This window comes from Desulfovibrio sp. (genome assembly GCF_019424165.1).
Classification (GTDB): Bacteria; Desulfobacterota; Desulfovibrionia; order Desulfovibrionales; family Desulfovibrionaceae; genus Desulfovibrio.
In genome coordinates, this window is sequence record NZ_JAHZAA010000008.1 from 1 (window position 1) to 7,855 (window position 7,855).

At 60.9% G+C, this 7,855-nt stretch carries 7 protein-coding genes and 1 pseudogene; 3 read left to right on the plus strand and 5 right to left on the minus strand.

The window, feature by feature from the left end:
• Nucleotides 1-746 (minus strand): TonB-dependent receptor plug domain-containing protein (locus QZ377_RS04740; protein WP_291440004.1); only part of this gene is annotated, 746 nt, incomplete at its 3' end.
• A gap of 237 nt (nucleotides 747-983) precedes the next feature.
• Here QZ377_RS04740 and QZ377_RS04745 point away from each other — a divergent pair.
• Complete coding sequence (locus QZ377_RS04745; protein ID WP_291440007.1) at nucleotides 984-1,943, plus strand: AraC family transcriptional regulator; 960 nt, start codon at nucleotides 984-986, stop codon at nucleotides 1,941-1,943.
• A gap of 221 nt (nucleotides 1,944-2,164) precedes the next feature.
• Here QZ377_RS04745 and QZ377_RS04750 read toward each other — a convergent pair whose 3' ends face one another.
• Nucleotides 2,165-2,470, minus strand: a complete 306-nt coding sequence (locus tag QZ377_RS04750; protein ID WP_291440009.1) for a hypothetical protein — start codon at nucleotides 2,468-2,470, stop codon at nucleotides 2,165-2,167.
• A 189-nt stretch (nucleotides 2,471-2,659) separates the two neighbouring features.
• Here QZ377_RS04750 and mutL point away from each other — a divergent pair, with 189 nt between their 5' ends.
• Entirely contained in the window at nucleotides 2,660-4,843 is a 2,184-nt protein-coding gene (mutL, locus tag QZ377_RS04755) for a DNA mismatch repair endonuclease MutL (protein WP_291440011.1), read from the plus strand.
• Between the two features lie 156 nt (nucleotides 4,844-4,999).
• Nucleotides 5,000-5,476: an EVE domain-containing protein gene (locus tag QZ377_RS04760; protein WP_291440013.1), complete on the plus strand. Its 477-nt coding sequence runs from the start codon at nucleotides 5,000-5,002 to the stop codon at nucleotides 5,474-5,476.
• A 95-nt stretch (nucleotides 5,477-5,571) separates the two neighbouring features.
• On the opposite strand, the gene QZ377_RS04765 is transcribed toward QZ377_RS04760, so the two are convergent.
• The 3 genes and pseudogenes from QZ377_RS04765 to QZ377_RS04775 form a co-directional block, all read right to left on the minus strand.
• Entirely contained in the window at nucleotides 5,572-6,852 is a 1,281-nt protein-coding gene (locus QZ377_RS04765) for a DNA polymerase IV (protein ID WP_291440015.1), read from the minus strand.
• Nucleotides 6,853-7,122: 270 nt separating this feature from the next.
• Nucleotides 7,123-7,539: a secondary thiamine-phosphate synthase enzyme YjbQ gene (locus QZ377_RS04770; RefSeq protein ID WP_291440017.1), complete on the minus strand. Its 417-nt coding sequence runs from the start codon at nucleotides 7,537-7,539 to the stop codon at nucleotides 7,123-7,125.
• 16 nt (nucleotides 7,540-7,555) lie between these two features.
• A pseudogene (locus tag QZ377_RS04775) lies at nucleotides 7,556-7,855 on the minus strand (ATP-grasp domain-containing protein); the annotation flags it as partial.

The following is a 7,855-nucleotide window of genomic DNA, read 5'->3' on the forward strand; positions in this document are numbered from 1 at the left end:
TCGGCGTACATGCTCAGGGTCAGCTTGCCCGCATCGTCATTTTTCAGAAGCACCTTGCCCCGCGCGGTGAACTGCTCGCTGTTATTGGTGTCGTTCCTGCTCAGAAACGTATTGTGAAAGTAGCCGTCAGTGCGCTTATAGCCCACAGCAAGGCGGTATGCGGTATCGTCAGTAATGGGACTGCCCACGGCAGCCTGGGCCTTGAACGTGTGGTAGCTTTCGTAGCTTGCCCTGGCGTAGGCATTGAGCCAGTCACCGGGATCTCTGGTGATGATGTTTATGGCCCCGGCGTGGGTGTTGCGGCCGTACAGCGCTCCCTGGCTGCCGCGCATTATTTCCACGCGGTCAACGTCAAGGCCGGTATCAATGCCCACATAGGGCAGGGCCACGCCATCCACGTTGATGTTCCACATCTTGTTCATGTTGGACATGCCGCCCACACCGCGAAAAACAACCTGCGTCATGTGCTCGTCAATTTTTGAAAAGCCGATGTTCGGCGCAAGAGCGCTGAGCTGCTCAAGACTGTTCAGGTTCAGATCCTGCATGGTCTGGCTGTCAAATACAGAAATGGTGGAAGGCACGTCCTGTTTGTCTGTCTTGACCTTTTGCGCGGTAACCATGATGGAATCCAACTGTAGCGGATTCTGCCCTTCAGGTTCCGCTCTGGCGGCGGAGTTGGCAAAAAACGCCAGCAATGCCGTTAAAAGAAAAGCAGCCCCCGGTTTGCCCATAAAAAATCGTGTCATACATCAACCCCCGGACCCCGCGGGCAGGATATGCCCGTCGGCTTTGTTTACTGATGGGCATAGTTGTAGGCGGCAGAGGTTGAAAAATCTTCCCCGGCAGGTTCTTTTTTTGCTCCACAAGGTCGCGAACAAACAGCATAAAGCGTTTTTGAGGCCGCTCCGGGGCCAAGTGTCTGTATTGACATGTAAATGAAATTGAATTTTAATTTCTAAAAATGTACCGGTGGAGATATAGCCATGGCTTGCCCCTATGCCTGCGGACAGGAAACAGTTTTTGCCTTGCCGCCAGGGCGCAATATTTTCGGCTTGGAGGTTTTGTCCGGCGTAAGCCTGGACATGCTGGATTTTTATTCGCCCAGGGACATTGTCATGCCCGTTACCCAGCGTGACCGGCTGGAGTTTGCCTTTGTGCTCAGCGGCGAAGGGGCATACATGCCGTCGGCCGGCGCCGCGCGCGTGATGGAGGCCCCGCCCGAAAGCGGCATTACCTTTTACATGCCCGGATCGGAGGGGAGTTTTCACATCTGCGGGCAAAAAACAGTCAAGATGCTTGGCATATCGATGGAAGCAAGCCGGCTGAAAACGGTACTGGGGCTGGATGAAGGGCATGTCCTTTGCCGGTCATTACCCGCCTGCGAGCGGGCCAGGCTCAGCCCGGCCATCAAAGTGCTGCTGACGCAGTTTTTTTCGTGCTCCAAGAGCGGCCCTGCGCTGGCCCTGTTTTTGCGGGGCAAGGCTCTGGAACTTCTGGCCGAGATTGTGGAACATCTCGGGCAGGAGTGCGGCAACTGCCGCAAAGCGGCGGAGCAGGCCGCGTTCAGCGCCAATGAGGTTGCCCGCATTCGCGAGGCCCGCCACATCCTTTGCGCCAATATGGCCGCTCCGCCCTCGCTGCCGGTTTTGTCGGGCATGGTGGGCATGAATCTGACCAAGCTCAAGGCCGGTTTTCACGCGGTGTATGGCAAGGCCCCTTTCCGTTGCCTGCATGAAGAGCGCATGAAAAGAGCAGGCAGCCTGCTGGCAGGGGGCGAGGTTAACGTAAGTCAGGCGGCCTGGGCCGTAGGCTATACCAGCGTGGGGCATTTCAGCGCTGCTTTTGACAGGTTTTTTGGGGTCCGGCCAAAGACGTATCAGATGGATATGGCGCGCGGACGGGCCGCCGCCCTTGCTGGTGGTGAAAGGCCGCCGTGCCGGTAGAACCGGCCTGTCCTTGGTATCTGCTTTGCGCAACTGGCCGTTTTTTGAGAAACAAGAAGAAAAATCAGAAAGACGCGTCAGAAGCACCGGCGCCGGCAGCCCGGCCCAGATGTTTGAAAAGCCCCGTCTGCCACAGAAGCTCCTGCCATAAAAAACAAAAAGGCCGCCGGGCACATGAACCGGCGGCCTGGGATCGGGCGGGTGGGGTATCCCGCCGCAGTCTACGCATTGCCGAAATAGGGCGGGCGGCGCGTTTGCATATCGCCGCTGACGCGAAAAATCTGGACTGTGTAATGCCCCTTGCCGCCACAAAGGGGGCAGGCATCTGTAACCAGCAGGCAGGATGAATCCAGCTCCAGCGGGTCGATGCCCGCTACTCCGAGAATATCCGTAGCCTTGCCCTGTTCCCACATGACAGGCGAACCGCAACGGCCGCATTCCACATACAGGAGTTCAGGGTCATAGCCCTTGGGTGACAAGGGGCCGCGCAAGGGTTCGGCAATGGCTTTCATGATGTTGTCGTGCATTGTTTCCTCCCTCAGCATCCGGCGCGCTGCGTTTACTTGCGTGTTTTTGGCGTCGCGCCTTTTAAGCCTTGCCTTCCATACATAAGCACCTCTGGCGGCAAGGCAAGCCCTGCGGCGCCTTGCGGGGGTGTTTTTTCCCGGCCCGCGCCGCCGCTTGCCATGCCGCACATGGGCGCATACACTGAAATCATGTCTGAAAAAAATAGTCATATACGCCTGCTGCCGCCCGAGCTGCGCAATCAGATCGCCGCTGGCGAGGTGGTTGAACGGCCCGCCAGCGTGTTGAAAGAACTGGTGGAAAACAGCCTGGATGCCCAGGCTGGACAGATTGATGTTCGCCTTGAAAACGGCGGGCAAAGCCGTATCAGTGTTCAGGATGATGGCCGGGGCATTCCTGCGGAAGACCTGGAGCTGGCCGTCACACGCCACGCCACCAGCAAAATACGCTGCCTGGAGGACCTTGAGCGCATCCTCTCTTACGGCTTCCGGGGCGAGGCCCTGCCGAGCATCGCTTCGGTATCGCGCTTTACCATTACCTCGGCCAGCCAGGACGCTGCGGAACAGGCCGCGGCACACCGGGTAGAGGTGGAACATGGCCTGCTCAAAAGCTCCGGCCCGGCGGCCCTGCACAAGGGGACGCTGGTGGAGGTGCGTGATCTTTTTTCCAACATACCAGCTCGACTGAAGTTTTTAAAGACCCCCTCCACAGAGTTCAGGCGCGCCCAGGACTGGCTGGCCCGTCTGGCCCTGACGCGCCCGCAGGTGGGTTTTTGCCTGTATTCCGGCGAGAGGGAGGCCCTGCGTTTTCTGCCGGGGCAAACCCTTGCCGAGCGCCTTGCCGTGTTGTGGCCGCGCCTTATCGTGGATGCCCTGCGCCCCTTTGACGGGCGGCGGCACGGCATCCGCGCGCATGGTCTGGCGGCCCTGCCCAATGTGAGCCAGCCGCGCGGCGACCGCATCCTTTTGTATGTCAACGGCCGCTCGGTGACGGACAAGCGCCTGCTGGCCGCCGTGCGCGAAGCCTACAAGGGGCGCATGACCAGCAGGGATTACCCGCAGATTGTCCTTTTTGTTGAGATGGACCCGGCCGAGGTGGATGTGAACGTACACCCGGCCAAGAGCGAGGTGCGGTTCAGGGACGAATCCGCCGTATTTTCCGCTGTGCTGCACGCCGTGCAGGGCGCGCTTGTAACGTCGTTTGACGTGGCCGAGGCCGCCTGGCACGAAGGGGCAACGCCTGCCGCCGGGGGCAACGTGTATGGTCAGGCCGCTTCTTCCGTTTCCGGTCCGCCCGTGCCTGGTGTCCCCGTGTCTGGTCCGTCTGGCACTTTCGGTTCGCCTGATATGGCGTATGGCCCGGGGGATCCGGCGGGTGCCGCACCACGTCCGCAGGGTTTCTGGGGGCGGCTGGACAATCCCCCGCTTGTGGAGCGGCAGGAACGGGACAGTGCCGTTGATCAAGGCGAATGGCATGTGAGCGCGCCCGCCGGATCGCCGGGAGAAGAGGCCGGGCATGCCGCCCACGGCACTTTGCCGGGTTTTTCCGACCGGCCCGGCTCGTCCGCACCGTTTGGCCTGTCTGGCCCGGATGGCGCTTCTGCTGCGCCCGCTTTTGGTGCGCCTTCTTTTTCTTCGTCTGACCCTGCGGGCAGCGCCGGGCTGGCCGCGACCACGCCGGAAGGCTTTTTTCTGGAACCGGAAGACAGCGCCTGCGGTCGCATGGCGGAAGACAGCGGCACATATGCCGCCGGTGTGGCCCATACGGCGGATGCCCCGGTGGAGATGCCTGCCGCGCATGGGGTAAACCGCCAGCCTCTGCGCGTTGAAAATATGGAATACCTGGGCCAGGTGGCAAATACCTATCTGGTGCTGCGCGACATGGGCGGCGCCCTGATTTTGCTGGATCAGCACGCGGCCCATGAGCGTATACTCTATACCCGCATGCGCAGGGGCGGCTTTGCCGGGTCCGGGCAGTTGCTGGCCTTGCCGCTGGAACTGCCGCTGCACCCGGCAGAACGCGAGCGCCTGTTTGAATTGCGGGAAAACCTGGAATCCCTGGGTTTTGTATTTGAAAGTTCCGGTGCGGGGCTAGAGGTCAGGGGCATGCCGCCCGTGCTTTCACGGGCCGAGGCCAGGGATTTTCTGCGTGAAGCGCTGGCCGGGCGCAAGGACGATCTGGCGGGCATGTTTATTTCCATGTCCTGCAAGGCGGCCATCAAGGCCGGACAGCGCCTTACGGACGATGAGGCCGCCGGGCTGCTGCGCCAGTGGCTTGCAGCTCCGGACAGGGAGTACTGCCCCCACGGACGCCCCTGCGTGCTGCGCTGGGACGGCCCTGAGCTGGAAAAAATGTTCAAGCGGCGGCAATCCTGATGTTTTGCCCCGGTCGCCATTGCAGGGTCAAGAGAGCCTGAAATCCCTTGCGGGAATACACGCTACTGAAGCCGTGGACGCGCGGGCCGACGCTGGCGGAAAAGCCTGCTGCCGTGCCGGGTCCGTTGCCCCAAGCTTGTGGTCTGGAGATTTTTTATGGAAAAAAAGTATTGGCTGCTGAAGTCGGAACCGGGCTGCTATTCGATTGACGATCTCGCGGCGGAGCCTGATCAGGTCACCAGTTGGGGCGGCGTGCGCAATTTTCAGGCGCGCAATTTCCTTCGCGATCAGATGGCCGTGGGCGACATGATCATTTTTTACCACAGCGTAACCGCGCCTTCGGCGGTTGGTGTGGCCCGCGTGGTCAGGGCCGGATACCCGGATCCCACAGCCTGGGAGCCGGAAGACGAACACTTTGATCCCAGGTCTACCCCGGAAAAACCGCTCTGGTTCGCTGTGGACGTCCGCTTTGTTAAAAAATTTGCCAATCCCGTGCCGCTCAAGGCCATGCGCATGGTTCCCGCGCTGTTTGGCATGGAGCTTCTGCGCAAGGGGTCCAGGCTCTCGGTTATGCCCGTGAGCAGGGAAGAGTTTGATGTCATCTGCAAGATGGGTGACCCGGAAGGCAGCTAGATTCCTTTGGCGTTTGCACGGCCTGCTGTCGTCACTTTGCCCGCCTGCGCGACGGGCGGGCTTCTTGTGCTGCTGTCCGCTTTCCGCGAAATGTCTTACGGCGTTCTGCCCTGATTGTTCCTGCCACCGTCTTCTGGTGGCTGTTCCACACCATCACCCTTGCCGTTGTTGACGCGCTCCGGCGCATCCTGCTGGCGGGCCAGAGTAAACAGCCGCCCGCGCTGGACAGCCTGTTTGCCGAATTTTTCGCGCAGGCTGTCCAGCGCGGCGTCAAGCTTCTGCCTTTTGGCTTCCACCTGCGGGTCAAGCTTCTGCCCTGCGGCCTTGCCTGTGCCGGGCAGGAAAAGCTGCCCGGGGGGCGCGTCAAAGCCCGACACGCCAAGGCCGATAAGGCGCACGGGCTGCGGCAGGGGCAGTTCGGCCAGCAGGCGGCAGCCTGTTTCAAAAATGGTTTCCGTAGCATTGACGGGTTGTTCCAGCGTGCGGGAGCGCGTGATCTGCCTGAAGTCGCAAAACTTTACCTTCAGGGTGATGGTGCGCCCCCGGTAGCCGTGCCGCCGCAGGGAGCTGCCCACGCGCTCGGCGTGGGCCATGAGCATGCGCTGTAAAAAATCCCTGTCCCGCGTGTCCTCGGCAAAGGTGCATTCCGCGCTTTCGCTCTTGGCCTCGCGCTCTGTTTCCACCTTGCGGCTGTCGCGCCCTTGCGCCCGTTCATAGAGCGCAAGCCCCCATTTGCCGAAACGGCGTTCCATAAAATCCGGGCTGAAGCGGCGCAGCTGGCCTACGGTTCTGACGCCGAGGTCCTGAAGGTTCTGTACCGTGCGTTTGCCGACGCCGGGTATCTTGCCCACAGGCAGGGCGCACAGGAAGACGTCCATTTCTTCCTGCCGCAGAATAAACACGCCGTCGGGCTTGTTTATGTCCGAGCATATCTTGGCAAGAAATTTTACCGGGGCCGCACCCACAGAGCAGGTCAGCCCTCCGGTCACATCCACGACACGGGCCTTGATGGCAGCCACAAGCTCTTCCAGCGGGCCAAAAAGCCGTTCAAGACCTGTGGCGTCCATGTAGGCCTCATCCACGCTGGCTGGCTCCACAAGGGGCGAAAAGTCTTTCAGGGCAGACATGATGGCGTGGGAAAGCTCGGTATAACGCTGGTAGCGCCCCCGCACTATTGCGGCTTGCGGACACAGGCGGCGCGCCACAACCATAGGCATGGCCGAGTGTACGCCAAAGGCGCGGGCTTCGTAGGAACAGGTGGAAACCACGCCCCTGTCGCTGCTGCCGCCCACAATAACCGGGCGGCCCCGCAGGTCGGGGTTGTCCATCTGCTCCACAGAGGCAAAAAAAGCGTCCATATCGATGTGAATGATCATGGCGGGTGGCCCGGCGGGGCTGGTCAAAGGGTGTGGGCTGTTTTACCCCACAGGCCCCGCTTCCGGCAAGGCCGGAAGCTCATGCCGCATCCGGGGCCGCGGTGGCGGCACAGGGCTTGCCCCGGCGGCCTTTTTTTCGCATTGCTCCCCGGTTGCCGTAACACCGTGCCGCCGGGAGCACGCCCCTTTGGCGCAGATACGGTATGGCGGCAGGCTGGTGAAGGCAGGCGCGGGCAGCGCGGGTAGGCAAGCGCAGTCTGGTTGTTGTGCCTATTCTGCCTGCCCGGCAAGCCATTGCAGCCAGACGGTGCGACGGCGCGGGCCATCGCCTTCGCACAGGTACACAGACTGCCAGGTGCCGAGGCACAGCTCGCCGTTTTCCACAAAGAGCGTCAGGGATGGCCCGTGCAGTGTGGCCTTTATGTGGGCGTCGCTGTTGCCCTCTGCGTGATGGTAGTCGCCGTGGCGCGGCACAAGGTCGCTGAAAAAGGTCAGCATGTCGCGGCGCACGTCGGGGTCTGCCCCTTCGTTGACTGTCAGGCCGCAGGTGGTGTGTGGGCAGAAAAGGGCCAGCACACCGTTGCGCCAGCCCTTTTCAATAGAATTGCGTCGCACCAGGCTGCGTAGCTGTGTTGTGATGTCGCGCATGTCGCAACGGCATGTTGTTTCAATTTCCAGGTGCAGCACAGGCAGCCTCCTGTTGTCAGAAGCTTGCGAATTCCATCAGATCGGAACCGGCGATATAGTCCAGTTCTTCCCGCTGGTTTTCGGGGGTTTCGGTATACAAAAAGCCAAACAGGCCGTAGCGGGAATAGTCGTTTTTGCGCATGCGCAGCACCTTTGCAAAGCGGCGGCACAGGGCTTCGTAATCAAAGCCGCGCACTGGCGGGCAGTTGGCGGGCTTGTTCAGGGCCATGAAGGTATAGAGCCTGCCCTCTTTGCCCTTGAGGACTTCTTCCCAGCAGGGGCGCGTACCTTCAAGAAAGCAGCCGTAAGAGTTGAA

Coding starts and splice junctions, on each gene's coding strand:
- QZ377_RS04765 (WP_291440015.1), bottom strand. CDS start 6,852: ATGATCATTCACATCGATATGGACGCTTTTTTTGCCTCTGTGGAGCAG.
- QZ377_RS04750 (WP_291440009.1), bottom strand. CDS start 2,470: ATGCACGACAACATCATGAAAGCCATTGCCGAACCCTTGCGCGGCCCC.
- QZ377_RS04745 (WP_291440007.1), top strand. CDS start 984: ATGGCTTGCCCCTATGCCTGCGGACAGGAAACAGTTTTTGCCTTGCCG.
- QZ377_RS04760 (WP_291440013.1), top strand. CDS start 5,000: ATGGAAAAAAAGTATTGGCTGCTGAAGTCGGAACCGGGCTGCTATTCG.
- mutL (WP_291440011.1), top strand. CDS start 2,660: ATGTCTGAAAAAAATAGTCATATACGCCTGCTGCCGCCCGAGCTGCGC.